This is a genomic window from Bradyrhizobium arachidis, assembly GCF_015291705.1.
Classification (GTDB): domain Bacteria; phylum Pseudomonadota; class Alphaproteobacteria; order Rhizobiales; family Xanthobacteraceae; genus Bradyrhizobium; species Bradyrhizobium arachidis.
Genome location: NZ_CP030050.1, coordinates 3,377,108 through 3,400,217, shown reverse-complemented (window position 1 = coordinate 3,400,217; position 23,110 = coordinate 3,377,108). Strand labels below are relative to the sequence as shown.

The window sequence follows — 23,110 nt, the reverse complement described above, 5'->3', positions numbered from 1 at the left end:
AATGGCGAGTGGACTCCATTCGCTATTCGCCATTTCGCTATTCGCCCTACCCCGTATTCCTTAGCCCCGCCGAGATGCCGTTGATGGTGAGCTGAATCCCGCGCAGCACCTGCTCGTCCGGGTTCTGCGCGCGGTGCTCCTTCAAAAGCTCGACCTGCACGTGGTTGAGCGGATCGAGATAGGGGAAGCGGTGGCGCACCGAGCGCTCCAGCAACGGATTGCCTTGCAGCAGGCGGTCCTGCCCCATGATGTCGAGCAGCGTCTCGATGCAGGAATGCCATTCACGGCGGATGCGGCCGAATATCTTTTCGCGCAAGCCCTCGTCCGGCACCAGCTCGGCATAGCGCGAGGCGATCGCGATCGAGCTTTTCGCCAGCACCATGTCCATGTTCGACAGCAGCATGCGGAAGAACGGCCATTCCTTGTAGAGCTCTTTTAGGAACGGCATGCCCTGTTGCGGATGCGCCGCGATCCACTGCGCGACCGCGCTGCCAAAACCGTACCAGCCCGGCAGCATCAGGCGGCATTGCGCCCATGAGAACACCCAGGGGATGGCGCGGAGGTCCTCGATCGCGCGGGTCTTCTTGCGCGAGGCCGGACGGCTGCCGATGTTCAGCGTCGCGATCTCGTTGATGACAGTCGAGGCCCAGAAGTAATCGACAAAGCCCTCGGTCTCGTAGACGAGGCCGCGATAGGCCTTGAACGCAAGGTTGGAAAGCTCGTCCATCGCGGCGAGATATTCGCGGCGCGGCGCGCTCTGGCGCGGCTGCAGCAGGCTCGCATCCAGCGTGGCGGCTGCGAGGATCTCCAGATTGTTGCGGCCGACTTCGGCGTTGGAATATTTCGACGAGATGATCTCGCCCTGCTCGGTGATGCGGATCTGGCCGTTCACCGCGCCGCCGGGCTGCGCGACGATGGCATCATAGCTCGGACCACCGCCGCGGCCGACTGAGCCGCCGCGGCCGTGGAAAAGACGAAGGCGCACGTGATGGCGCTCGAACACCTCGACGAGCCCGATCTCGGCCTTGTAGAGCTCCCAGCCCGAGGTGACGAAGCCGCCATCCTTGTTCGAGTCGGAATAGCCGAGCATGACCTCCTGCACGCTGCCGCGGCTGTCGACCAAGCGCCGGTAGTCGTGCAGCGACAGCATCCGGTCCATGATGCCGGAGGAAGCCTGCAGATCCTCGATGGTCTCGAACAGCGGCACGACGTTGATGGCGCTGCGCCCGGAGGGATGGACGAGCCCCACTTCCTTGAGCAGGACCGCGACCTCGAGCATGTCGGACATGCCCTTGCACATCGAGATAATGCATTGGGGAATCGCGTCCGAGCCGAACTTCGCATGCGCTTCGGCGGCGGCATGGAAGACGTTGAGCTCGCCCATGGTCTCGTCGCTGTATTTGACGAAGGGCGAGACCAGCGCGCGCGTCGAGCGCAGCTCATTGGTGAGCAGCGAGATGCGGGCGTCCTCGCCGAGCGCGAGATAGGACATGCCGGGGTTGGCGGCATCCATCAGTTCGGCGATGGTGCGCTCGTGCACGGCCGAATTCTGGCGGATGTCGAGCCGCGCCAGATGGAAGCCGAAGCAGTCCACCGCGCGCCGCAAGAGCCGCAGCCGGCCGCGGGCGATGACGCGGGCATTGTTGGAGATCAGGGAGCGATGCAGCACGTCGAGATCGGCCTGCAATTCCCTGACGCTCTCGTAAGGCTTGCCCTTGCCGACCGGCCGGCGCGTGATCTCGACCTCGAGCTTTTCGGCCGTCGCCGTCAGGCGTGCATAAATGCCGGAGACTGCGAGACGATAGGGCTCGCCGCTCCGGTGCGGCGAGGTGTCCGGCGAGCGCTCCGCGAGCGTACGCAGCTCCTCGGAGACGTCGGCGAGATGCGCCGCGATCGACAGTTCCGAGCCGAGCACGTGCAGCTCGTTCAGATAGAACTGCATCACCCGGCTCGACTGCAGCCGCAGCGTGCCGCGCATCACGTCGGCGGTGACGAAGGGATTGCCGTCGCGGTCGCCGCCGATCCAGCTGCCCATGCGCAGGAACGAGGCGAGCTCGCTCGCGGCCGCCTCGCCGCCCTCCTCCAGCCGGTCTTCCAGCACGTTGACCAGCCGCGGAACCTCGCGCAGGAAGGTGTAATCGTAGAATGACAGGCCGTTGGCGACCTCGTCGAGCACGGTGAGCTTGGTGCGGCGGAGCAGATTGGTCTGCCACAGCGTCAGCACCTCGCGGCGGAGCTGCTCATCGCTGGCGGCGGCCTCGTCCGCGGTCAGCGCGACCCGCTCGCGGCGGTCGAGCAGCGCGGCCACCTCCATCTCGCGGTCCATGGTGCTCTTGCGGCGGACCTCGGTCGGGTGCGCGGTCAGGACCGGGCTGACCAGCGCACTCTTGAAGAAGCTGCGCAAGGTGTCGGAGTTGATGCCCGCGGCCCTGGCATGGGCCAGCGTCTCCGCCAGCACACCGGAGCCGCCGCCCTTGCCGGCGCGCATCTGGCGGATGTTGTTCTGGTCCTCGGCGATATTGGCGAGGTGGGAAAAATAGCTGAAGGCGCGGACGATCCGCACCGTCTCGGAGGTCGACATGCTGTCGAGGATCTGCTCGAGCTCGCGGCGGGCAAGCCGGTCCTCGTCGCGGTGGAACCGGATCGAGGTCTGCCGGATGCGCTCGACCAGGTCGAACACGTCGGCGCCCTCCTGGTCGCGCACGGTGTCGCCAAGAATGCGCCCGAGCAGGCGGATATCGTCGCGCAGCCGCGCGTCCGCCTCCAGCGCCTGAACGTCCTCAGGGCGGTTGGAGCGGTGATCAGGCGCGTCGGATGGTATGGTCTGGAGGGACATTGGCTCGCTCCCCTTAAGTAGAGCTCCCTATGGCTCCCCGGCTGACCGAGTGTGCAAGTTTTTTGCCGCAGCGCAAGACGAAGTTGGGGGCGGCGCACACCTAGAGGGCTAGAGCGCGAAGATAATCGTCCTCGCGCTCTAGGTCGTTGTTTAGGCATGATCTTTTCGGAAAAACGCGCCGCACTTTTCCGGATCATGCCCTAGGCCGGCACGATGACCTTGCCGATCGGCCAGAGCGCGATGCCGGCGAGCTTCAGATGGGCCCATGCGAAGGGGATGCCGATGATGGTGATCGCCAGCACCAGCGCGGTCACGAGGTGGCCGAGCGCCAGCCACCAGCCCGCGAGCACGAACCAGATGATGTTGCCGATCACCCCGAGCGGGCCGGTGCCGATATCGCTCTCGCCGGTGACGTCGTAGCGATTGACCGCGCGCGAGCCGAACGGCAGCAGCGTGTAGACGGCGATGTTGAACGCCGCCCGCGCCCAGGGCAGGCCGATGATGGTGACGGCCATGATGACCGCAGCCACCAGCCAGCCGAACGCCATCCAGGCGCCGCCGATGAGAATCCAGAGAATGTTGAGCAGGATGGAAACGGGGGACATGGCTTTATCCGCGGGTCGATGACCCCGCCTATATAGGTGCGAAAGTCATCGCTGCGAAGACATTGCCTCAAAACGCGTCACCCGCTCTCGCTTCATTGAATTGACGCACGTAGCGCCCAGAATGGCACGCCGCTTGAAACATTCGGCAGGCGATGGCGTTGGCGTCGCGGCCATCGGGGCCTGGGGATTCACATGTCCGATTTCATCATCGAGGAAGGCCTGCCTTATCCGCTGGGTGCGCATTGGAGCGGCAGGGGCACGAATTTTGCGGTGTTCTCCGCCAACGCCACCAAGGTGGAGGTCTGCCTGTTCGACGGCGACCGAGAAACACATCGCTTCGAGCTGCCGGAATATACCGACCAGGTCTTTCACGGCTACATCGCCGGCATCGGTCCCGGCACCTTCTACGGCTACCGCGTCTACGGGCCCTATCAGCCGGACGGCGGTCATCGCTTCAATCCGAACAAGCTGCTGCTCGACCCCTATGCCCGCGCGCACGCCGGGAGCCTGAACTGGAATCCGGCGGTGTTCGGCTACAAGATGGAGAGCGGCGACGACCTCACCTTCGACGAGCGCGACAGCGCGCCGTTCATGCCGAAATGCGTCGTAGTCGATCCCGATTTCGACTGGCAGGCCGAAGCGGCGCGGCAGAACGTCCATTGGGACGAGACCATCGTCTACGAAACCCATGTCAAAGGCTTCACGAAGAAGCACCCGGGTGTGCCGGAGAACCTTCGCGGCACCTATGCCGGTTTCGCTGCGCCTGAGCTGATCGCCTATCTGACTTCGCTCGGCATAACCTCGATCGAGCTGCTGCCGATCCATTCCTTCGTCAACGACGACAATCTTCTGAAGAAGAACCTCGTCAATTACTGGGGCTACAACACCATCGGCTTCTTCGCGCCCGATCCGCGCTATGCCTCCGATGTGCCGAACAGCCTGCGCGAATTCAAGGAGATGGTGTCGAAGCTGCACGGCGCCGGGCTCGAGGTGATCCTCGACGTCGTCTACAACCACACCGCCGAAGGCAACGAGCTCGGGCCGACGCTGTCCTTCAAGGGCATCGACAATGCGAGCTACTATCGCCTGCTGCCGGACCGTCGGCGCTACTACATCAACGACACCGGCACCGGAAACACCGTCAATCTCTCCCATCCGCGCGTGATCCAGATGGTGATGGATTCCTTGCGCTACTGGGCCGGCCACATGCATATCGACGGCTTCCGCTTCGACCTCGGCACCATTCTCGCCCGCGAGGTCTACGGCTTCGACGAGGAGAGCGGCTTCCTGAAGGCAATGGACCAGGATCCGCTGCTGTCGACCGTCAAGCTGATCGCCGAACCCTGGGATTGCGGACCCGGCGGCTACCAGGTCGGCGGCTTCCCGCCCGGCTGGGCGGAGTGGAACGACAGATTTCGCGACACCGCGCGCGACTATTGGCGCGGCGAGGCGCCGCCCTCCGCGCTCGCAACGCGGCTGCTTGGCTCCGGCGATATCTTCGGCCGCTGGGGCGGCCGCCGCTCCTGGGCCAGCGTCAACTTCATCACGGCGCATGACGGTTTCACGCTGAACGACTGGGCGAGCTACAACGACAAGCACAACGAGGCCAATGGCGAGGGCAACCGCGACGGCAATTCCAACAACCGTTCCTGGAATTGCGGCGTCGAGGGCCCGACCGACGACAAGAACGTCATTGCGCTGCGCGAGCGGCAGAAGCGCAACATGCTCGCCACCTTGCTGCTGTCGCAGGGCACACCGATGCTGCTCGGCGGCGACGAGTTCGGCCGCACCCAACAGGGCAACAACAACGCCTATTGCCAGGACAGCGACATCTCCTGGTTCGACTGGAGCATGGGCGAGAACTCGCAGAAGCTGCTGGCTTTCACCAAGCGCGTGATCCAGCTCCGGCGCGACTATCCGATCCTGCGCCGCAGCCGCTTCCTCACCGGCGTGCACGACACCAAGCTCGACATCCGCGACGTGGTCTGGGTCAATGCCAATGGCAGCGAGATGTCCAGTGCTGACTGGCAGACCGGCTGGCTGAAATGCTTTGGCGTCGTGCTCGACGGCCGCGCGCGAAAGACCGCGATCCCGCGCCGCGGTGAGGACGACAGCGTGCTGATCATCCTCAACAGTTTTGAGGGCGAGGTTGATTTCAAGCTGCCGCACACTTCGGCCGGCCCGTGCTGGTCATTGCTGCTCGATACCAATGTCGGCGACGGCGGATCCGGGGCACGGTTCGAGTTCGACAGCATCTACAAGGTGCCGGGCCGGTCGTTCCTGTTGTTCGTGGGCGGGGAGCTGGTTTAGGGGCGCCGGGCACGGCCCTCGCTCCTGTCGCCTGCGCCAAATCTTCCGTCCCGCCTTCTCCCAATAGGGATCGCGCAGTCTCGTAGGGTGAGCAAAGGCGCGCTTGCGCCGTGCCCACCATCTGTCTCCGTAAGCGAATTTGGTGGGCACGCTTCGCTTTGCCCACCCTACGGGTTCTCGTTGAATTGTCAGATTTTCCGCCCAGCCTGCTCCCAATAGGGATCGCGCAAGCGGCGCTTGAAGATTTTTCCGGAGTCTTCGCGCGGCAGCCCAGAGCGGATCTCGATGTGCTTGGGCACCTTGTAATCGGCGAGCGAGGTCTTCAGCTTTGCGCGGACGTCGGCGGCATCGAGCGCGACGCCAGCTTGCGGCTCGACCACCGCCATCAGCGCCTCGCCGAACTCGGCATCGGGGATGCCGAACACCGCGCAATCATGCACGCCGGGCACGGCATGCAGCACGGATTCGATCTCGGCCGGGTAGATGTTCACGCCGCCCGAGATCACCATGTCGCGCTTGCGGTCGCAGATGAAGACGTAGCCGTCCTCGTCGATATAGCCGACGTCGCCCGAGGTGATGAAGCCGCCGAGATCGATCTCGGCGCGTTTGTCCGGCTTGTTGTGGTAGGTGAAGTCGGCTAGCTCCGCCATGCGGGAATAGATCTCGCCGATCTCGCCGACGCCGCGCTCGCTTCCGTCCTCGCCGATGAAGCGCAGCTCGGCGCCGGGTGAAATCTTGCCGACGGTGCCGGGCTTCTTCAGCGCGTCCTCGGAAGTTGCGAACGTGACGGCGCTTGATTCCGTCGAGCCGTAGAATTCGTAGATCACCGGCCCCCACCATTCGATCATGGCGCGCTTGACGTCGGCCGGGCACGGCGCGGCGGCATGGATGACATGGCGGAGCGAAGAGACGTCGTATTTCCTGCGCACCTCTCCTGGTAGCTTCATCAGGCGGATGAACATGGTCGGCACCATGAAGATGGTGTCGATCTTGTATCTCTCGATCAGCGCGAGAAACTCCTCCGCCTCGAAACGCGGCATCAGCACCAACGCGCCGCCGAGCTTGCCGGCGCGGATGCCGAACGAGTTCGGCGCGGAATGATAGAGCGGCCCCGGCAGGATCGCGCGGGCGCCGGGCTTCAGCCCATAGATCATCGCGCGCATGCGCTCGCCGGCCGCTTGCTGATCCGGCGTCGGGGCATTGCGCCGCACGCCCTTGGGATGGCCTGTCGTGCCTGACGTGTAGATCATGTTCATCGGCTGCGGCACGACCGGGCCCTCATAGGGCTGGAATTGCGCGAGCCAGGGCTCGAAATCGATGGCGAAATCCGGCGTCTTGAGGTGATCGGGATCGATCTTGTAGTTGGACAGGATCTCCGGCGGCGTCGGCACGCTGAGCACGGTGACGCCTTTCGGGACCGCATCGCGCAAGGCGTGCAGCATGTCGGCGTGCCCGATCAGCACGGACGTGCCGGTGTCATCAAGGATGTAGTTGATCTCCTCCGGCTTGAAGTGCCAGTTGATCGGCACGCCGTAGGCACCCAGCCGCATCGCGGCGTAGGCGGCTTCCAGGAAGGCGATGTCATTGCGCATCAGCATGCAGACGCAATCGCCCTGGCGGACGCCGATTTTGGCAAGGCCCGAGGCGATGCGGTCGGCGCGGGTGGCGACTTCGGCGTGGGAACGGCGGCGTTCGCCGGAGACGATGCCGAGGAATGGGGACGTTTCGCTCATTTTTGTTTTCCGATCTTTCGTCGGGTTAGAACAGTAGCCACAACCACGCTCGTCATTCCGGGATGCGCCGAAGGCGAGGCCCGGAATCCATAACCACGAGCCGGGGTTATGGATTCCGGGCTCGCCGCTCACGCGGCGCCCGGAATGACGGGAGACTAATCCGCATACTTCGCCGCGCGCTTCTCCAGATTCGACCGCACCGCCTCGGTCTGGTTCGCGCTGCCGATCAGCTTCTGCTGCTCGACGGACTCGGCGAGCAGCGCAGGACCCGGATCGACCGAGAGGTTGTTGAGCAGGCGCTTCGCCGCGCGGATCGCATCAGGGCTCTTGCCGGCGATCTCGCGCGCGACTTCGAACGCGGCAGCGCGCGGATCGTCGCAGATGCGCGTCGCGAGACCGTAAGCCATCGCCTCCTGCGCGGAGAAGATGCGACCGGTGAAGGTGAGATCTCGCAGGATATCATCGCGCACCAGCGAAGCGAGGATCGGCGTGCCCGCCATATCGGGGACGAGGCCCCATTTGATTTCCATGATCGACATGCGCGCATCTGCGCTGAGGAAGCGCATATCTGCACCGAGCGAAAGCTGGAAGCCGCCGCCGAAGGCAACGCCATGCACGGCCGCGATCACCGGAACCGGAAGCTGGCGCCATCCCCACACCGCCTGCTGCGGAAAGTTCGCCTGGCCATGAGTCCGCTTGGTGAGATCGCGATTTTCGCCACCCGGAATTCCGTTGCCGCCCTTCTCCTTCATGGCGGCAAAACGCCCCATGTCGAGACCGGCGCAGAAGGCGCGGCCTTCACCCGACAGCACGACGACGCGCAGGCCTTTTTCCTTCGAAAGCCGCTCGGTTGCCGCGACAAGGGCCTCGAACATGGCCTGATCCAGCGCATTCATCTTGTCCGCGCGCACCAGCCGCACGTCGGCGACGCCTTCTGAGATCGAAATCGAGACGCGCTCTTCCATGGACGAATTCTCCCCTGTTCTTGTTCAGTGCCGCTTTACAGGAAGCTGGCGGCCGGATTTAGTCAATCGACCAATTAACTGACAATCCGTACGGGAGAAACAGCCATGTTCAAGGAAAATCTTCTGGCCGGGCGGCGCATTCTCGTGACCGGCGGCGGCACCGGGCTCGGCAAGTCGATGGCGGCGCGCTTCCTCCAGCTCGGCGCCGAGGTGCATATCTGCGGCCGGCGCAAGATCGTGTGCGACGAGACCGCGACCGAGCTGATGGCCGAGTATGGCGGCCGCGTCACCAGCCACGGCGTCGACATCCGCAACGCGCTCGCGGTCGAGGAGATGATCGAGAACATCTTCCGCGACGGACCGCTGACCGATCTCATCAACAACGCCGCCGGCAATTTCATCTCGCGCAGCGAGGAGCTGTCGCCGCGCGGTTTCGATGCGGTCGCCAACATCGTCATGCACGGTACGTTCTACGTCACGCATGCGGTCGGCAAGCGCTGGATCGCCTTGAAGCAGCCCGGCAATGTCGTGTCGATCACGGTGACCTGGGTGCGCAACGGCTCGCCCTACGTGGTGCCGTCGGCGATGAGCAAGTCGGCAATCCACGCCATGACGATGTCGCTCGCCACCGAATGGGGCCGCTACGGCATCCGCCTCAACACCATTGCGCCGGGCGAAATCCCGACCGAGGGCATGAGCAAGCGCATCAAGCCCGGCGATGAGGCCGGTGCACGGACCAAGGCGATGAACCCGATGGGCCGCGTCGGCACCATGGAGGAATTGCAGAACCTCGCGGTGTTCCTGATCTCCGGCGGCTGCGACTGGATCACCGGCGAGACCATCGCCATGGACGGCGCGCAGGCGCTCGCGATGGGCGGCAATTTCTACCAGCTGCGCGACTGGAGCGACGACGACTGGAAAGCCGCGCGCGAGAGCATCATGGCGCAGAACGAGAAGGACCGGGCGAAGCGGGGGTAGATGTGCGAAAGCTTGTAAGTGGCTGACACTTTCGCCCCACCCGCAATTGTCGTCCCTGCGAAAGCAGGGACCCATAACCACAGGGAAGAGTTGTAGTGCGAGACAGGCAACTCCGAGTCTTCGCCAAACCACTCCCTGTGGTTATGGGTCCCGGATCTTCGCTTCGCTCGTCCGGGACAGTGGGGCTCCCATCTTGTCTTCACGCGCTTATGACGCCACACTCCCCGGCATAAAAACAAGACGCCACGGGAGAAACATGTCCACCACACAGCCATTGGCGAATCTCGCCGACATGGTGCGCGAGCGCGCGACGAGCCGCGGCGATGCCATCGCCTATGAGTTCGAAGGCCGCATCACCAGCTTTGCCGAGTTCGACATCAAGACCAACAAGGTCGCCAACGCGCTTCTCGCGATGGGCGTGAAGAAAGGCGACCGCATCGCCTATCTCGGCAAGAACAGCGATCTCTATTTCGAGCTTCTAATGGGCGCGATGAAGGTGGGCGTCGTGATGGCGCCGATGAACTGGCGGCTCGCCGGGCCCGAGGTCGCCTTCATCGTCGCCGATTGCAAGGCGCCGGTGCTGTTCGTAGGACCCGAGTTCATCACACTGGTCTCGCAGATCAGGGACCAGATACCAGGCGTGCGCACGGTCATCACGACCGAAGGCGGCGCGCCGGAATGGCAGGATTTTACAGCCTGGCGGGATGCGCAGAGCGGCACCGATCCGAAGGTGCCGATCGACACCAAGGACATCGCGATCCAGCTCTACACGTCGGGCACCACGGGCAAGCCGAAAGGCGCGATGCTGAGCCACGCGAACTTCCTCAACCTCGTGCAAACCGGCAATGCCGAGGACAAGCCGGAGTGGAACCGGTGGTCGACCGACGATGTCTCGCTGGTCGCGATGCCGATCTTCCATATCGGCGGGTCGGGCTGGGGCGTGATGGGCCTCTATCACGGCGCGCGCGGCGTCATCGCGCGCGAGTTCGATCCGACCAAGGTGCTGGATTTCTTCGAGCAATCCGGCATCACAAAACTGTTCATGGTGCCGGCGGCGATGCAGTTCGTGGTGCGGCAGCCGCGCGCGAGAATGGTCGATTTCTCCAGGCTGAAATACATGCTGTACGGCGCCTCCCCGATTCCGGCGGCACTGCTGAAGGAATGCATCGAGGTCTTCAAATGCGGCTTCGTGCAGATGTACGGCATGACGGAGACCACCGGCACCATCGTCGCGCTGCCGCCGGAGGATCACGTCGAGGGGCTTGAGCGGATGCGCTCGGCCGGCAAGGCCCTGCCGGGCATCGAGATCGCGATACTCGATGCGGACGGCAAGCCGCTGCCGCCGCGTGAGGTCGGCGAGATCGCGACGCGCTCGGGCTCTAACATGGCCGGCTACTGGAACCTGCCGGAGGCGACCGCCGCGACGCTGCGCGGCGACGGCTGGCTGCGCACGGGTGATGCCGGCTACCTGGACGAGGACGGCTACCTCTACATCCACGACCGCATCAAGGACATGATCATCTCCGGCGGCGAGAACATCTACCCCGCCGAGGTCGAGAGCGCGCTGTGCGATCACCCTGATGTCGCGGAAGCTGCCGTGATCGGCGTGCCCGACGATAAATGGGGCGAGGCAGTGAAAGCCGTCGTGGTGATGAAGCCGGGCAAGCAGGCGAGTGCCACCGACATCATCAACTTCACCCGCGAGCGCATCGCCGGCTACAAGACGCCGAAGAGCGTGGAGTTCTTGCCGGCCCTGCCGCGCAATCCGTCAGGCAAGATTTTGCGCAGACAGTTGCGCGAGCCGTATTGGGCGGGGAAGGATCGACAGGTGAATTGATCCCCGCTGTCGTCCCGCGGCGCGCGCAGCGCGAACCCGGGACCCATAACCACAGGATCGGGTTTTGCGAAGACTCGGAGTTACCATCTCGCCTCAAACTTCTCCCTGGGGTTATGGGTCCCCGCGTTCGCGGGGACGACTCGGGAGAGATATGTGCGCAATCCCGTAGGGTGGGCAAAGGCGCAACGCGCCGTGCCCACCATCTCGTTCCGTATTCGAGGGATCGTGGGCACACTTCGCTTTGCCCACCCTACGGCACCGGTGCAAGTCTCAGTGCTTGTTCGGCCCCATATAGCCGAACAAGAACCCCGCCACTTTCCGCATCTGGATCTCCTCGCTGCCTTCGGTGATCCGGTAGCGGCGGTGATGCCGATAGATGTGCTCGAACGGCTTGTGGCGTGAATAGCCCATGCCGCCATGGACCTGCATGGCGCGGTCGGCGGATTCGCAGCAGAGGCGGTTTGCCCAGTAGTTGCACATCGAGACGCGGTCGGAGAGCGTGCGCTCGATCTGCTCCTCGGTGAGCTGGTCCATCTCCCAGGCGGTCTTGCGGATCAAGAGGCGCAGCATCTCGGCTTGCGTGGCGAGCTCGACCAGCGGAAACTGGATCGCCTGGTTCTCGGCGAGCGCCCGGCCGAACGGCTTTCGCTCGCGCGCGTATTTGACGCTCTCGTTGATGCAGTAGACGGCGGCACCGAGCGAGCTCGCCGCCTGGCGGATGCGGTTCTGGTGCACAAAACATTGCGCCAGCGACAGGCCGCGGCCAACCTCGCCGAACTGCGCATCCCCCGGCACGAACACGTCGGTGAAACTGACGCGCGGATGGTCGGTCGGCATGTTGAAGGTCCACATATACTCTTCGACCTTCACGCCGTGGCTCTTGGCCGGCACGAGAAAGCAGGTGATGCCGCGGGCATCGCCGTCATTGCCCGACGTGCGTGCAAACAGCGCGCAATGCGTGGCGACGTGCATGCCTGTGGTCCACATCTTCTCGCCGTTGATGATCCAGCCCTTGACGTTGTCGCGGGTCGCCGGCACCGCGCGTGTCTCCATGTGGGTGGCATCCGAGCCGTGATGCGGCTCAGTCAGGCCAAAGGTGATGCGGTACTTGCCCTTGATCGACCCGTCGATCATCGCCTTCTGATCGTCGCGACCGTAGCGGTCGAGCATGGTGACGACGGGGAAGTTGCCGACGATGGAGTGCTCGTTCTGGAGATCGTTGTGCAGGCCGAGGCCCTTGGCGGCAAAATGCTCGCGGATCACGGCCATCCAGAGGTTGGAGCCGTCCTTGCCGCCATATTGCTTCGGCACCGGAAAGCGCAGATGGCCGGCGGCGTCGGCGAGATCCTTGGCCTTGCGCAGCAACGCTTCCCATTCATGGCGCGGCAGACCGCCATTCTCGAAATCGGTGCGCGCCCATTCGCGGCGATGATCGAAGAAGCGGATGTTGTCGTCGGCCTCCTCCAGCGGCTTGATCTCACGTTCGATGAAACGGTCGAGCTCTCCGAGATAGGCGACGAGATCGGCAGGCAATGAAAAATCCACAGATTCTCTCCCGGATTGATTTTATCGTTTTGTGTTAAGGCGCTAGGCGCGATCTTGCTTCGCACGATTAAGGTGAGAAGAGCGGGCTCAAGTCAAGCAAGCAGAAATCAAGCAAGGCGAGACGTGCCAGATGCGCAAGGCGTGCCCGCGCAATTCGATGGTGCTCTGGCGCCAACGCGCGGTAGTATGACGCCAATATTCATTTCAGAAGAAAATGCGGGAGCGCGCGATGGAGCTGAAATTTTCGAAAGTGGAACGCAAGGGGCCGATCACGATCATCACGCTGTCGCGGCCGGAGGTCTACAATGCGCTGCATACCGATGCGCATTTCGAGCTGCAGAAGGTGTTCGACGATTTCGCCACCGATCCCGAGCAGTGGGTTGCGATCGTCACCGGCGCCGGCGACAAGGCGTTCTGCGCTGGCAACGACCTGAAGTGGCAGGCGGCGGGCGGCAAGCGCGGCTGGGACAAGGGCGGCTTTGCCGGCCTCACCTCACGCTTCGACTGCGACAAACCGATCATCGCGGCGGTCAACGGCGTCGCCATGGGCGGCGGCTTCGAGATCGCGCTCGCCTGCGACCTGATCATCGCCGCGGAGAACGCGACCTTCGCCCTGCCCGAGCCGCGCGTCGGCCTTGCTGCGCTTGCCGGCGGCCTGCACCGGCTGCCACGGCAGATCGGCCTCAAGCGTGCCATGGGCATGATCCTTACCGCGCGCCATGTCAGCGCGAAGGAAGGCCAGGAACTCGGCTTCGTCAACGAGGTGGTGCCGCAGGGCGAGGCACTCGCGGGCGCATTGCGCTGGGCGGAGATGATCACCAAGAACTCGCCGATGTCGATCCGCGCATCCAAGCAGGCGATCCAGCGGGGACTGGGCGTGTCGCTGGAGCAGGCCATCGCGGAGCAGCGGGACTATCCGGCCGTGCAGGCGATGGCGGCCTCGCAGGATTACATCGAGGGGCCGAAGGCGTTTTCGGAGAAGCGGCCGCCGAAATGGGTGGGGAAGTGACCGCGCTTTTGCGCGGCCATTCCGGGGGCGCGCCCACTTGGCGCGCGCTATGATGCGCAATTGCGCATCTGAGAATCCATCGCGCGTCAGTGAAAGTGGATGAATGGATTCCGGGCTCGTCGCTGCGCGACGCCCCGGAATGACAGAGGGGAGAGTGCGTAGGATGGGTAGAGCGCAGCGAAACCCATCGATGACAAAGCAAGGTGCGAGATGATGGGTTTCGCTGCGCTCTACCCATCCTACGGATTGCGGCCGAGCTCGCGCTTGTAGGACGCGTAATTCGGCTGATCGACGGCGAGCTTGTCCATCGTGGTCGCCCACAGGTGCTCGGCGAGGCCGGGCGTTGCGAGATCGACCTCGCCCTTTGCAATACGCTCCGCGAGCGCGCGGTTCAGCTCTGTCACCGAGCCATCCATGCCGAGCAGCGCGCGCAGCCGCTCCACCTCCTTCGCATCGCTCCCCGCCTCCTGCGTCAGCTGCCGTGTGACGAGGTCGAGGATGTTGATGGCGACGCGCAGCTTGAAGGCCTGATGACCGGAGATCAGCGGCGTGATGTCGCTCCGGAGGAAATCGGCGACCGCCTTGGTCAGCTCGATCGGCGTCGGTTCATCCTGCATGTGTCAACTCCCGCGCGGCGCCAGCAGCCGCAACAGATCGATCTCGGTCTCGCTGGCGCGGCGGCCGATCATGGCGCGCTCCATGGAATGATCCGGGCCCTCGCGGAACCGTTGCATCATGCCGCCGCACATGATGCCCCAGCGCAGCGTCCCCATCACTTCCCAGAATTTGACGCGCGCGGGATCGACCTTGCGGCCCGCGGCCTCATAGCCCGCGAACAGCTCCTCGCGCGAGCCAAAGCCGCCGACGGGCTTGTCGATCTCGCCGAACCGCCAGGAATTGACGCAGACCCAGCCGAGATCCTCCATGGGATCGCCGAGATGGGCGAGCTCCCAGTCCAGCACCGCGCGGACACCATCAGATCCGATGATGAGATTGCCGTTGCGGAAATCGCCATGCACCAGCGTGGTCTCGACTGAGGGCCCGGGATCGTGGTCGCGCAGCCAGCGCAGCGCCAGCTCGAACACGGGCTTGGGCCACTTCAGGCTACGATAGTCGCGCTCGAACTCCGAGATCTCCTGGGTCACGCCGCGGCTGCGCAACTCGGGCAACTTGTCCCGCGGCAACCGATGCAGGCCGGCGAGCACGCCGCCGATCTGCCGCGCAAGTAGCGGCCGCGCCGCTGCGAACTCATCATCGCGAAGGATCTTGCGCGCGATGGTCTCGCCCTCGACGCGCTGCATGATGAAGCCCGTGCCGAGATCGTCGTCCGGCGTCAGCACATGCATCACGCGCGGCGACGGCACGCCGGCCTCGTAAGCGAGTTGCATCAGCTGCGCCTCAGCCGCGAGACCCGCCGCACGCGTGGGAGCCGCGCCATAACCTTTCGGCGAGCGGCGCAGGATCGCACCGATCGGCCCGTCAGGATGCGTGATGTCGAAGCGCCAGGTCTCCTGACTGGCGCCGCCCGACAGTTTTGCCGCGCCGGTGACGCCGGTCGCGCCCTTACACCAGCGCGCGACGCTCCGCGAAAGCTCCGCCTCGATCATTTGCCTTTGAACTGCGCGGGGCGCTTCTCCAGGAACGCGCCGACGCCCTCACGGAAATCCTGGGTGTCGCCGGCACGCAGCTGGCACTGGAATTCGAGATTGAGCTGGTCCTCGAAGGAATTTTCCGGGCTGTCCCAGTAGAGCTTGCGGATCAGCGACAGCGCCACTGTCGGCCCGCTGGCGAGATCGCGCGCGAGCTTCATCGCCTCCTCCATCAGCACGCCGTCGTCATAGACGCGATTGACGAGGCCCCATTCCAGCGCCTTCTCGGCCGGCAGCCGCTCGCCCATCAGCGACAATTCGATCGAGCGCGCCCGGCCGACGAGGCGCGGCAGCAGCCAGGTCGAGCCGCAATCCGGCACCAGGCCGATGCGGCGGAACGCTTGCAGGAAATACGACGAGCGCGCGCAAAGGATCATGTCGCCGAGCAGAGCGAAGCTCATGCCGGCGCCCGCCGCCGGCCCGTTGACCGCGGTGACGATCGGACAGTGCAGATTGCGGATGCGGCGGAGGAAGGGATGAAAGCCGGTCTCCAGCGTCAGGCCGGCCTTGGTCTTCTTCGACTGGTTGTTGCGCCCTTGCAGATTAGCACCCGTGCAGAACGCCCGCCCCGCGCCGGTTAGCACGACGCAGCGCACATCGTCCTTCTTCTCCTCGATCGCGTCGAGCGCCTCGGCAAGGCCGCCCAGCATGTCCACGGAGACCGCGTTCATCACCTCCTGATGGTCGAGCCGGAGGATCGCAACCGAGCCATCGAAATCGAGCGTGACGTGTTTGAACTGCATGGTTTCCTCGTCAGTTGCGGACCGCGCCAGTTTCGCAGACCGGAATTTAGTTTTGCCGGGGCGCATATTTGATTTTTGTCGCGGCCTTGTCCATGGTGATCACAGCATAGCAAGCAATCTTGTGCGCAGCGGCTGATGCGCCTCATATCAAGAACAGGAAACGCGCCATGAACATTTTCGACCTCACCGGACGCGTCGCCGTGATCACCGGCGGCAATGGCGGCATCGGGCTCGGCATCGCGCAGGCCCTCGCCGGCCAGGGCTGTAACGTCTCGATCTGGGGCCGCAATGCTGACAAGAACAAGGCCGCTGCCGCGAGCATGGCGGGGCTATCAGGCAAGGTCGATAGCCGCGTCTGCGACGTCACCGATCCCGCCTCGGTCAACGCCGCGATGAAGGCAACGCTCGACACGTTTGGCCGGGTCGACGGCTGCTTCGCCAATGCCGGCATCGGCGGCGGCGGCCGCAGGTCTTTCATCGAGCGCACCGAGGACGAATGGCGCACGATGTTCGCGACCAATCTCGACGGCGTGTTCCACGCTTTCCAGGCCGCCGCAAGGCACATGACCGACCGCGCCAATGCCGGCGATCCCTTTGGCCGGCTGGTGGCGACCTCGAGCCTCGCTTCGATCTTCGGCACCGCGCGCAACGAGCACTATGCCGCGACCAAGGCCGCCATCAACGCGCTGGTGCGCGCGCTCGGCGTCGAGCTCGCCCGCCATGGCGTCACCGCGAATGCGATCCTGCCCGGCTGGATCAAGAGCGACATGACATCAGGTCTCATGGCCAACGAAAAGTTCGTCGCGAACGTGATGCCGCGGATTCCGGTGCGGCGCTTCGGCGAGGCCTCCGATTTCGGCGGCATCGCGGTGTATCTGATGAGCAAGGCGTCGTCGTATCATACGGCCGATACGTTCGTGATCGACGGCGGCTATACCGCGTTTTGAGATTTCGTAGGGTGTGCAAAGGCGCGCCTGCGCCGTGCCCACCAGAAGCATCTCTCATTGTCGTGGTGGGCACGCTGCGCTTTGCCCACCCTACGGTTTTCCGAGTTTGTAAGCGCAGAGGGGAACAGGGCAAATGTTTTCACACGTGATGATCGGCACCAACGACCTCGACAAGGCCAAGGCGTTCTACGACAGCCTACTGAGCACACTCGAGGTGCGGCCGGCCAGGGTCGACGGGCACCGCATCTTCTACATCACCAAGACCGGCGTGTTCTCGGTGACGAAGCCGATCAACGGCGAGCCGGCGACCTGTGCGAACGGCGGCACCATCGGCTTTGCCGCCAACTCGCCTGAGCAGGTCGACAAGTGGCACGCCGCCGGCGTCGCGGCCGGCGGAACGCCGATCGAGAATCCGCCCGGCATCCGCGAGGGCGCGGGGAACAAGCTCTATATCGCCTATTTGCGCGATCTCGACGGCAACAAGATCTGCGCGATGCACCGGATGCCGAATTGATTTAGCGGCAACCACTGTTGTCATGCCCCGGCTTGACCGGGGCATCCAGTACGCCACGGCTTCTCTGTGAATCACCGCTGTCTCTGGAATACTGGATCGCCCGAACAAGTCGGGCGATGACAGCGGAGAGTGACGCACGCGCCCGCCGTCTCTCGCCCGCCTCCCATTCAAACAACATTTCAAACGCCCTCGCGAAATTCCATCACATGGCATGGCTCGCGTGAGAAAATACGCGCTCGCACTTTGGCGTCGCTGCGACTATTGTTGCGGCCAACACGATCTCAGCGCCTTCGGGAGGAACAATGACAAAGCACGCCTACATTCCCCGCACCACCAACTACACGCTCAATCCCGGCGACGAGCTGAACGACCTTCGCATGTCGGACCAGGTCCGGCCGCTTTATGATCACGTCAAGAAGTTCATCCGCGACACCGTCGAGCCGATGTCGATCGAGTTCGCCAAGGCCGGCGAAGGCAAGGAGGATCGCTGGAGCTTCACGCCGAAGCAGCTCGAGGTGCTCGAGAAGGCCAAGAACAAGGCCAAGCAGGAAGGCCTCTGGAATTTCTTCCTGCCCGACGACGAGACCGGCCAGGGCCTGAAGAATCTCGACTACGCCTATATCGCCGCCGAGCTCGGCAAGAGCCCGCTGGCCTCCGAAACCATGAACTGCTCGGCGCCCGACACTGGCAACATGGAGGTGCTGGAGCGCGTCGGCACCAAGGAGCAGAAGGAGAAGTGGCTCAAGCCGCTGATGAACGGCGAGATCCGCTCGGCCTATGTCATGACCGAGCCGAACGTCGCCTCCTCCGACGCCAAGAACATCTCGACGACGGCAAAGCTCGTCGGCGACGAATGGGTCATCAACGGTGAGAAGTATTACATCTCGGGCCTTGGCGATCCCCGCTGCAAGATCCTCATCGTGATGGTGAAGACCAATCCGGATGCGGCGCCGAGCAAGCAGCAGTCGCAGATCCTGGTGCCGCGCGACACGCCCGGCGTCGAGGTGCTCGGACCGATGTACGTGTTCGGCCAGGACCATGCGCCGCGCGGCCACATGCACATGCGCTTCAACAATGTGCGCGTGCCGAAGGAGAACATGCTGCTCGGCGAAGGCCGCGGCTTCGAGATCTCGCAGCTCCGTCTCGGGCCGGGCCGCATCCATCACTGCATGCGCACCATCGGCAAGGCCGAGAAGGCGCTCGACCTGATGGTGCAGCGTGGCCTCACCCGCGAAGCGTTCGGCAAGAAGATCGCCCATCTCGGCGGCAACATGCAGATCATCGCGCAGGCCCGCTGCGAGATCGAGGCGATGCGGCTGATGGTGCTGAAGGCGGCGAAGGCGATGGACGTGCTCGGCAACAAGGAAGCCCGCGTCTGGGTCTCCATGGTCAAGGCCATGGTGCCCGAGCGCGCCTGCAAGATCATCGACCAGGCGATCCAGATGCACGGCGCCACCGGCATCTCGCACTGGACCCCGCTCGCGGAGATGTACCAGGACGTGCGGCACCTGCGTTTCGCGGATGGTCCGGACGAGGTGCACTGGATGGTGGTGGGACGGCACGAGCTGAGCATGGCGTGAGGCGTCGCCTCTCCCCGCTCGGGAAGAGCCGTAGGGTGGGCAAAGGCGCGCACTTCGCGCGCCGTGCCCAGCATCGCGGCTCACGCGACAGGTGGTGGGCACGCTTTCGCTTTGCCCACCCTACGAAGTTGCACCCCTCCAGGAGCCGCCATGGACTACGCCGCCAGTGACCTGACGCCACGCGAGCGCTACAAGGTGCTGACGTCCTTCATCCTGCCACGGCCGATCGCCTGGGTGACGTCAGTGGGGCCGACCGGCGTGGTCAACGCCGCGCCGTTCAGCTTCTTCAACGCCTTCTGCGAGGATCCGCCGCTCTGCATGTTCGCGGCCAACCGCAAGCCGAATGGCGAGGACAAGGACACCTTTCTCAACATCCAGCGTACCGGCGAGTTCGTGGTCAACCTCGCCGACGAGCCGCTGGCGCGGGCCATGCACGAGAGCAGCGGCGATTTTCCGCCTGAGATCGGCGAGCCCGATTATCTCGGCCTGAAGCTCGCGCCCTCGACCAGGATCGCCGTGCCGCGGCTTGCCGACGCGCCCTGGGCGATGGAGTGCAAGCTCTGGAAGCTGATCGACGTCAACGACGATCGCCGCCTGATCATGGGCGAAGGCATCCACTTCCACATCCGCGACGAGCTGTGGGACGACACGGCGATGCGGGTGCACATGGACCGCTATCACCCGATCGGCCGCATGTTCGCCGACCGCTACTGCCGCACGGACGACCGCGTGGTGTTTCCGGCGGCGGAGGGAGTGAAGAAATCGTAGGGCGTAGGGTGGGCAAAGGCGCGGAGCGCCGTGCCCACGTCTTTTTGCGCATCATGCCGATTGGTGGGCACGCTTCGCTTTGCCCACCCTACGAGACTGAGATCGCAGTGAGACCCGTACCCCCTCACCCGAATTCGATCTTCGATCGAATTCGACCTCTCCCCGCAAGCGGGGAGAGGTGAAGAAAGGCACCTACGTCGCCGGCTCGATCTTGTCCTGAGTCTTCGTCTCGAAATCGCTGGCGTCGTGCCGCTCGTGGAGCTGGCTCGAGGGATCGCCGGAGACACGGTTGACCATGCGGCCGCGCTTCACCGCGGGGCGCTGCGCGATCTGGTCGGTCCAGCGCTGCACGTTCTTGTAGTCCTGCACCGACAAAAATTCGCCGGCGCCGTAGACCAGCCCCTTGGCGAGCGCGCCGTACCACGGCCACACCGCCATGTCGGCAATCGTGTACTCCTTCCCCGCGAGGTACTCATTGTCGGCGAGGCGACGGTCGAGCACGTCGAGCTGCCGCTTCACCTCCATCGCGAAGCGGTCGATGGCGTATTCGATCTTGAACGGTGCGTAGGCATAGAAATGGCCAAAGCCGCCGCCGAGATAGGGCGCGCTGCCCATCTGCCAGAACAGCCAGGACATGGTGTCAGTGCGGGCCTTGATCTCCTTCGGAAGGAAGGCGCCGCCGAATTTCTCGGCGAGGTAGAACAGGATCGAGCCGGATTCGAACACGCGGATCGGCTCCGGACCCGAGCGGTCCATCAGCGCCGGGATTTTCGAGTTCGGATTGATGTCGACAAAGCCGCTGCCGAACTGGTCGCCGTTGCCGATCCTGATCAGCCAGGCGTCGTATTCGGCGCCCTTGTGGCCGAGCGCCAGCAGCTCCTCCAGCATCACCGTGACCTTCACCCCGTTCGGGGTCGCCAGCGAATAGAGCTGGAGGGGATGCTTGCCGATGGGCAGCTCCTTGTCGTGGGTGGGGCCGGCAATGGGCCGGTTGATGCTGGCGAACTGCCCGCCATTCTCCTTGTTCCAGGTCCAGACTTTGGGCGGCACGTAGGCGGGGGCGTCGGTCATGCGGGGGCTCCGGCAAAAAGATGCGCGTGCATTAATTAGCCCGCGGATGGCCGATAGCAAGGCCTCCGAAATGCATTGCCCGGCGGGGCAACTCTACGTTTCGTCATGGCAGGTGCCCTCCCCACACAATTCCGGGGCGCCCGCAGGACGAGCCCCGGAATGACAGCCTCTATGACGCTGCCGCCTGCTGCCGCAGTTCCGCCTCCATCACAAAACCCTCATATCCCTTCGCTGCGACCTCGTCGCAGATGCGGCGGTAGACGCCGACGCCGCCGATATAGGGCATGAAGATGCGCGGCTTGCCCGGGATGTTCGCCCCCATGTACCAGGAATTGGCCTGCGGATAGAGCGTGCCGTGGGCGACCTCGTTGACATGGGCGACCCATCTCTCCTCGGCGTCCCCGTCCGCCTCAATCGTCGCGAGGCCCTGCCCGCGGATATGGACAAGGCTGTCGGCGATCCAGTCGACATGCTGCTCGATCGACACGATCATGTTCGACAGCACAGACGGGCTGCCGGGGCCGGTGACGATGAAGAGGTTCGGAAAGCCCGCGCTCATCAGCCCGAGATAGGTCTTTGGCCCCTCCGCCCATTTCTGGTTCAGCGTCTGCCCGCCACGGCCGTGGATGTCGATCTTCGCCACAGACCCCGTCATGGCGTCGAAGCCAGTCGCCATGACCAGCGCATCGACCTCGTGATCCCGTCCTGCGACACGGACCGCGTTCGCGGTGATCTCCTCAATCGGGTTGGTCTTGATGTCGACCAGCGAGACGTTCGGCCGGTTGAAGGTCTTGAAGTAATCCGTGTCGATGCAGATGCGCTTGGTGCCGATCGGATGGCTGCTCGGCTGCAGCAGCCTGGCGGTCTCAGGGTCCGTCACGATTTCGGCGATCTTGCCGCGGACGTAATTGGCGGCGGTGTCGTTCGCGGCCTGATTGAGGCCGAGATTGTTGTAGACGTACATGAAGGTGAGCCCGCCATGATCCCACCGCGCCTTGTATTTGGCGCGCCTGACGTCCTCGGCATCGTCGAGCGCGCCGCGGTCGGGCTGCTCGGCATAGATGCCGTTGCGGGCGACCTCGCGGGCGAAGCGGCGGATCTCCGGATAGTTCTTGCGGAACGCATCGCGCTCCTCGTCGGTGAGCGCGGCGTTGCGGGCGGGAATCGAGAAGTTCGCGGTGCGCTGAAACACGGTGAGATGTTTCGCCTGTTCGGCAATGATAGGCGCCGACTGGATGCCTGACGATCCCGTGCCGATGAGACCGACGCGCAGGCCGGTGAAGTCGACGTCTTCATGCGGCCAGTTGCCGGTGTGATAGACGGCCCCCCTGAAGTTTTCGAGGCCCTTGATGTCGGGCTTGCGCGCGTTCGAGAGACAGCCGGTGGCGAGCACGACGAACTGCGCCTGAACGATCCTGCCGTCGGAAGTCGTAACCGACCAGCTGTTCGCACGCTCATCGAACACGGCGCGCTCGACGCGGGTGTTGAACTGGATGTCGCGGCGAAGGTCAAAACGGTCGGCGACGTGATTGGCGTATTTCAGGATCTCCGGTTGCGGCGCGTAGCGCTCGCTCCAGTCCCATTCCTGCTGGAGCTCCTCGGAGAAGGAGTAGGAATACTGCATGCTCTCGACGTCGCAACGCGCGCCGGGATAGCGATTCCAGTACCAGGTGCCGCCGACGCCGCCGCCCTGCTCGAAGACGCGTGCCGAGAAGCCGAGCCCGCGCAACCGGTGCAGCATGTACAGGCCGGCAAAGCCTGCACCGACGACGACCACGTCGTAGGCTTCCGCACCCTGGGCTGGACTCGCTTGCGCTGACGACATCGCTTGGCGCTCCCCGATTGTTTTCTGCTGTTGTGAGCCAGCATTCTCTGAAGGATGCGAAAGCGCAAGAGGCAAATCGGACAGCCCCGGCCCGCTTATTTTGTGGAGCGGAATGGTGCATCTACTGCGCGGCGCCTGCACGCAAGATGCACGGCCGAATCCGGCATGGCATCGCTGATAACAATGGGCTAGCGT

General features: G+C 64.1%; 18 protein-coding genes. 8 read left to right on the top strand and 10 right to left on the bottom strand.

The window, feature by feature from the left end; translation table 11 throughout:
* Positions 1-46: 46 nt before the first annotated feature.
* Together ppc and WN72_RS15685 are read right to left on the bottom strand one after the other, a co-directional pair.
* Positions 47-2,836, bottom strand: coding sequence for a phosphoenolpyruvate carboxylase (gene ppc / locus WN72_RS15690; protein ID WP_092216941.1), 2,790 nt, complete (start codon positions 2,834-2,836; stop codon positions 47-49).
* Positions 2,837-3,036: 200 nt separating this feature from the next.
* A complete protein-coding gene (locus tag WN72_RS15685; protein ID WP_027558645.1) occupies positions 3,037-3,441 on the bottom strand; it encodes a YccF domain-containing protein in 405 nt (134 codons plus the stop codon).
* A gap of 192 nt (positions 3,442-3,633) precedes the next feature.
* Here WN72_RS15685 and glgX point away from each other — a divergent pair, with 192 nt between their 5' ends.
* The gene (gene glgX / locus WN72_RS15680; protein ID WP_092216940.1) at positions 3,634-5,751 is read left to right on the top strand and encodes a glycogen debranching protein GlgX; all 2,118 of its coding nucleotides are present in this window, start codon (positions 3,634-3,636) and stop codon (positions 5,749-5,751) included.
* Between the two features lie 188 nt (positions 5,752-5,939).
* Here glgX and WN72_RS15675 read toward each other — a convergent pair whose 3' ends face one another.
* Together WN72_RS15675 and WN72_RS15670 are read right to left on the bottom strand one after the other, a co-directional pair.
* Positions 5,940-7,484: an acyl-CoA synthetase gene (locus tag WN72_RS15675; RefSeq protein ID WP_092216939.1), complete on the bottom strand. Its 1,545-nt coding sequence runs from the start codon at positions 7,482-7,484 to the stop codon at positions 5,940-5,942.
* 155 nt (positions 7,485-7,639) lie between these two features.
* Positions 7,640-8,449 (bottom strand): crotonase/enoyl-CoA hydratase family protein, encoded by an 810-nt coding sequence (locus WN72_RS15670; protein ID WP_092216938.1) that lies wholly within the window; start codon positions 8,447-8,449, stop codon positions 7,640-7,642.
* Positions 8,450-8,554: 105 nt separating this feature from the next.
* Here WN72_RS15670 and WN72_RS15665 point away from each other — a divergent pair, with 105 nt between their 5' ends.
* Together WN72_RS15665 and WN72_RS15660 are read left to right on the top strand one after the other, a co-directional pair.
* The gene (locus WN72_RS15665; protein ID WP_027558641.1) at positions 8,555-9,427 is read left to right on the top strand and encodes an SDR family oxidoreductase; all 873 of its coding nucleotides are present in this window, start codon (positions 8,555-8,557) and stop codon (positions 9,425-9,427) included.
* Positions 9,428-9,683: 256 nt separating this feature from the next.
* Positions 9,684-11,264: a fatty acid--CoA ligase gene (locus tag WN72_RS15660; RefSeq protein WP_092216937.1), complete on the top strand. Its 1,581-nt coding sequence runs from the start codon at positions 9,684-9,686 to the stop codon at positions 11,262-11,264.
* A 270-nt stretch (positions 11,265-11,534) separates the two neighbouring features.
* On the opposite strand, the gene WN72_RS15655 is transcribed toward WN72_RS15660, so the two are convergent.
* Positions 11,535-12,809 carry an acyl-CoA dehydrogenase family protein gene (locus WN72_RS15655; RefSeq protein ID WP_092216936.1) on the bottom strand — a complete coding sequence of 425 codons (1,275 nt, stop codon included), beginning with the start codon at positions 12,807-12,809 and terminating at the stop codon, positions 11,535-11,537.
* Positions 12,810-13,038: 229 nt separating this feature from the next.
* Here WN72_RS15655 and WN72_RS15650 point away from each other — a divergent pair, with 229 nt between their 5' ends.
* On the top strand, positions 13,039-13,818 hold the full coding sequence (locus tag WN72_RS15650) for an enoyl-CoA hydratase-related protein (RefSeq protein WP_092216935.1): 780 nt from the start codon (positions 13,039-13,041) through the stop codon (positions 13,816-13,818).
* A 239-nt stretch (positions 13,819-14,057) separates the two neighbouring features.
* Here the strand turns inward: WN72_RS15650 and WN72_RS15645 are convergent, their stop codons facing one another.
* Genes WN72_RS15645 through WN72_RS15635 form a run of 3 tightly spaced genes read right to left on the bottom strand, consistent with a single transcriptional unit; the run spans position 14,058 to position 16,210 of the window.
* Positions 14,058-14,435: a DUF6285 domain-containing protein gene (locus tag WN72_RS15645; RefSeq protein ID WP_092216934.1), complete on the bottom strand. Its 378-nt coding sequence runs from the start codon at positions 14,433-14,435 to the stop codon at positions 14,058-14,060.
* A gap of 3 nt (positions 14,436-14,438) precedes the next feature.
* Positions 14,439-15,425 (bottom strand): phosphotransferase family protein, encoded by a 987-nt coding sequence (locus WN72_RS15640; protein WP_092216933.1) that lies wholly within the window; start codon positions 15,423-15,425, stop codon positions 14,439-14,441.
* On the bottom strand, positions 15,422-16,210 hold the full coding sequence (locus WN72_RS15635; protein ID WP_027558635.1) for an enoyl-CoA hydratase/isomerase: 789 nt from the start codon (positions 16,208-16,210) through the stop codon (positions 15,422-15,424). The genes WN72_RS15640 and WN72_RS15635 overlap by 4 nt, the downstream gene beginning before the upstream one ends.
* A 167-nt stretch (positions 16,211-16,377) precedes the next feature.
* Between WN72_RS15635 and WN72_RS15630 the strand changes: the two genes are divergently transcribed.
* From WN72_RS15630 to WN72_RS15615, 4 genes are all read left to right on the top strand, one after another.
* A complete protein-coding gene (locus WN72_RS15630) occupies positions 16,378-17,157 on the top strand; it encodes an SDR family NAD(P)-dependent oxidoreductase (protein ID WP_092216932.1) in 780 nt (259 codons plus the stop codon).
* 133 nt (positions 17,158-17,290) lie between these two features.
* The gene (locus WN72_RS15625) at positions 17,291-17,671 is read left to right on the top strand and encodes a VOC family protein (protein ID WP_027558633.1); all 381 of its coding nucleotides are present in this window, start codon (positions 17,291-17,293) and stop codon (positions 17,669-17,671) included.
* A gap of 302 nt (positions 17,672-17,973) precedes the next feature.
* Positions 17,974-19,251: an acyl-CoA dehydrogenase family protein gene (locus WN72_RS15620; RefSeq protein WP_092216931.1), complete on the top strand. Its 1,278-nt coding sequence runs from the start codon at positions 17,974-17,976 to the stop codon at positions 19,249-19,251.
* Positions 19,252-19,401: 150 nt separating this feature from the next.
* Positions 19,402-20,019 carry a flavin reductase family protein gene (locus tag WN72_RS15615; protein ID WP_092216930.1) on the top strand — a complete coding sequence of 206 codons (618 nt, stop codon included), beginning with the start codon at positions 19,402-19,404 and terminating at the stop codon, positions 20,017-20,019.
* Between the two features lie 192 nt (positions 20,020-20,211).
* On the opposite strand, the gene yghU is transcribed toward WN72_RS15615, so the two are convergent.
* Both yghU and WN72_RS15605 read right to left on the bottom strand, forming a co-directional pair.
* A complete protein-coding gene (yghU, locus tag WN72_RS15610) occupies positions 20,212-21,090 on the bottom strand; it encodes a glutathione-dependent disulfide-bond oxidoreductase (RefSeq protein WP_027558630.1) in 879 nt (292 codons plus the stop codon).
* A 169-nt stretch (positions 21,091-21,259) separates the two neighbouring features.
* Positions 21,260-22,915 (bottom strand): flavin-containing monooxygenase, encoded by a 1,656-nt coding sequence (locus tag WN72_RS15605; protein WP_092216929.1) that lies wholly within the window; start codon positions 22,913-22,915, stop codon positions 21,260-21,262.
* Between the last annotated feature and the right edge of the window lie 195 nt (positions 22,916-23,110).

Excerpts from the sequence above, each read along its gene's own strand:
- ppc (WP_092216941.1), bottom strand. The coding sequence starts at position 2,836 with ATGTCCCTCCAGACCATACCATCCGACGCGCCTGATCACCGCTCCAAC.
- WN72_RS15685 (WP_027558645.1), bottom strand. The coding sequence starts at position 3,441 with ATGTCCCCCGTTTCCATCCTGCTCAACATTCTCTGGATTCTCATCGGC.
- glgX (WP_092216940.1), top strand. The coding sequence starts at position 3,634 with ATGTCCGATTTCATCATCGAGGAAGGCCTGCCTTATCCGCTGGGTGCG.
- WN72_RS15675 (WP_092216939.1), bottom strand. The coding sequence starts at position 7,484 with ATGAGCGAAACGTCCCCATTCCTCGGCATCGTCTCCGGCGAACGCCGC.
- WN72_RS15670 (WP_092216938.1), bottom strand. The coding sequence starts at position 8,449 with ATGGAAGAGCGCGTCTCGATTTCGATCTCAGAAGGCGTCGCCGACGTG.
- WN72_RS15665 (WP_027558641.1), top strand. The coding sequence starts at position 8,555 with ATGTTCAAGGAAAATCTTCTGGCCGGGCGGCGCATTCTCGTGACCGGC.
- WN72_RS15660 (WP_092216937.1), top strand. The coding sequence starts at position 9,684 with ATGTCCACCACACAGCCATTGGCGAATCTCGCCGACATGGTGCGCGAG.
- WN72_RS15650 (WP_092216935.1), top strand. The coding sequence starts at position 13,039 with ATGGAGCTGAAATTTTCGAAAGTGGAACGCAAGGGGCCGATCACGATC.
- WN72_RS15645 (WP_092216934.1), bottom strand. The coding sequence starts at position 14,435 with ATGCAGGATGAACCGACGCCGATCGAGCTGACCAAGGCGGTCGCCGAT.
- WN72_RS15640 (WP_092216933.1), bottom strand. The coding sequence starts at position 15,425 with ATGATCGAGGCGGAGCTTTCGCGGAGCGTCGCGCGCTGGTGTAAGGGC.
- WN72_RS15635 (WP_027558635.1), bottom strand. The coding sequence starts at position 16,210 with ATGCAGTTCAAACACGTCACGCTCGATTTCGATGGCTCGGTTGCGATC.
- WN72_RS15630 (WP_092216932.1), top strand. The coding sequence starts at position 16,378 with ATGAACATTTTCGACCTCACCGGACGCGTCGCCGTGATCACCGGCGGC.
- WN72_RS15625 (WP_027558633.1), top strand. The coding sequence starts at position 17,291 with ATGTTTTCACACGTGATGATCGGCACCAACGACCTCGACAAGGCCAAG.
- WN72_RS15620 (WP_092216931.1), top strand. The coding sequence starts at position 17,974 with ATGACAAAGCACGCCTACATTCCCCGCACCACCAACTACACGCTCAAT.
- WN72_RS15615 (WP_092216930.1), top strand. The coding sequence starts at position 19,402 with ATGGACTACGCCGCCAGTGACCTGACGCCACGCGAGCGCTACAAGGTG.
- yghU (WP_027558630.1), bottom strand. The coding sequence starts at position 21,090 with ATGACCGACGCCCCCGCCTACGTGCCGCCCAAAGTCTGGACCTGGAAC.
- WN72_RS15605 (WP_092216929.1), bottom strand. The coding sequence starts at position 22,915 with ATGTCGTCAGCGCAAGCGAGTCCAGCCCAGGGTGCGGAAGCCTACGAC.